This window comes from Peptoclostridium sp. AF21-18, from assembly GCF_003478825.1.
Lineage (GTDB): Bacteria > Bacillota > Clostridia > Peptostreptococcales > Peptostreptococcaceae > Peptacetobacter.
The window spans coordinates 1-1,602 of record NZ_QUGE01000049.1; the positions used below are offsets into that span (position 1 = coordinate 1).

Here is a 1,602-nt window from a genome sequence, read left to right on the forward strand (position 1 = left end):
TATCCTCTTAATCTTATTGACGCTATTCCACCATTCATAATCATTTTAACACCTCCTAATTTAAATCTACTATTACTAATCTATCTTTTGTTTATATCTAAATAACTGTATCCAATCATTATAAGAAACTTCACTAATATTATTAAGATTTATACCTAGGTATTTAATTACTGCATGAATTTGATTTTTTGTAAATACATCTCTTAAGTTATTAATAGACTTAGATATAAAACTTGTATATTCATTCCATTCATCTTTAGATATATCATATTTATATTTTCTTTTAAAATATACTAAGACGCAATCTACACTAGGCATGGGATGGAAGTCTTCTCTATTAAAATAGTGCACTATCTTAATATCAAATTTAGTTTTTAAAAGTAATGATAATTTACTCTCTCTAGGTATTCCCATAAATCTTTTTGCGGAACCTTTCTCCATAACTAGCCACATATCAGTTGGTGAATTTAACTCTTCTAATAATAATTTCTTAATAATCTTTGTTGTTATATAAAAAGGAATATTAGAAAATACCTTATATTCTCTTTTTTTAGGTAATTTCCAATTTAAAAAATCTTTATTAATAAGAGTAACATTATTTTTACTTTTAAATTTATTTATTAAATTTCCATATAAACTTCTATCTAGTTCTATAGCTGTAACCCAATAACTTTTTTCACATAAAGCTTCTGTTATATGACCTTTTCCTGGTCCAATTTCAATAACAAAATCATTTTTGGATATATTTGTTTTTTTTATTAATTTATATATAGTATTTTTACTAGTAATAAAATTTTGCGATACACTAATATCAACTTTTCCTCTATAATTATTACTTTTAGCTTTCATTCATAATCTCCTTAATTCACTATTTTTACTCTTTAAATAGCACGGAGTTATGACATTATATTAAATTTGTTTAACGATAGCCACAACTCGTGCGCTATCTTCTTAATCTTATTGACGCTATTCCACCATTCATAATCATTTTATTTCCTCCTATTTTTCATATAATAAGCTTTAAATATTTGTTTATAATTTTTGCATCTTTATTAAGTAGTTATTTTCAAACGAAGATATTTTTAAATTTTTTCATTATTTATACTCTCTATGTTAACTATTAATATTAAATAGCGCAGAGCTATAACATTATAAAAAATCCCCTAGAATATAAGTCGATATTCCAGGGGATTTGTATATTAAGCATATGCTATCTAATTTATAATATACCCAGGAGTAATGTATATTTTTTTTAATTTATTAAGCATTATATATAAATTTTTCATAACTACAACTCCTTTCATATTTTTATGTATTTAATAATACCATAAACTATATTTACTGTAAAGCACTCCGATTCACTTCTAGCAAAATCACAATATACTTTATAGATAAAATAAAAAATAGGAGCTATGCTCCTATCCTTTTGCTTCGCAATATATAACAATTGCGACCTTTATTATATTATAACACTAACTCAATTCTTACATTAAATTTAGTTTGTTTTTGTCATTTTTTAAATTTTCGAATATATTGGCATTACTTTAATACACAGGTTTTCCACAGAATTTGAAGTATTATAATATCCTTGTAATTAAAAAA

The 1,602-nt window shown here is 23.5% G+C and carries 1 protein-coding gene; it reads right to left on the bottom strand.

Annotation, left to right across the window (positions count from 1 at the left end):
• Window positions 1-75: 75 nt before the first annotated feature.
• Window positions 76-849, bottom strand: coding sequence for a 23S rRNA (adenine(2058)-N(6))-methyltransferase Erm(Q) (locus tag DWX74_RS10870; RefSeq protein ID WP_007286427.1), 774 nt, complete (start codon window positions 847-849; stop codon window positions 76-78).
• Between the last annotated feature and the right edge of the window lie 753 nt (window positions 850-1,602).

Bases quoted from the DNA above. Each gene is read 5' to 3' on its own strand.
- DWX74_RS10870 (WP_007286427.1), bottom strand. From the start codon at position 849: ATGAAAGCTAAAAGTAATAATTATAGAGGAAAAGTTGATATTAGTGTA.